General features: G+C 77.3%; 1 protein-coding gene. It reads right to left on the bottom strand.

What is annotated here, in order from left to right; genetic code table 11:
* Positions 1–379: TetR-like C-terminal domain-containing protein (locus G3I78_RS50995; protein ID WP_164437459.1), on the bottom strand; the 379-nt coding region annotated here is incomplete at both ends.

Here is a 379-nt window from a genome sequence, read left to right as displayed (position 1 = left end):
GGACCGCGTCCACGAGAGCGCGGCGGTCGTCGGCGAGGTCGCCGGGCCACTGCTGGTGGGGCTTGTGCAGGCGGAGCGAGACGAGGCCGTGGAGCGCGACCCACACCCGGGTCGCCGCGCGCCGCGCGCTCTCCCGGTCCGCGCCGCCGTCGACGAGGATCTGGGCGGTCTCCTCGACGAGCCGGTCGCCGGGCAGGTCCTGCCCGCCCTCGAGGTCCAGCGAGTCGATGCTCTCGAAGAGGAGCTGGTACGCACCGGGATGGTCCAGGCCCCACGCCACGTACGCCGCGGCCCCCCGGTGCAGGCGCTCGCGCGCGTCGAGCGCCGGGTCGTCGGCGGCGCCCAGCGCTGCCGCGAGCCCGTCGAGGTGGCGCTCGAG

The organism is Streptomyces sp. SID13726 (assembly GCF_010548375.1).
Taxonomy (GTDB): domain Bacteria; phylum Actinomycetota; class Actinomycetes; order Streptomycetales; family Streptomycetaceae; genus Streptomyces.
This window is presented reverse-complemented; position numbering and strand designations above follow the sequence as displayed.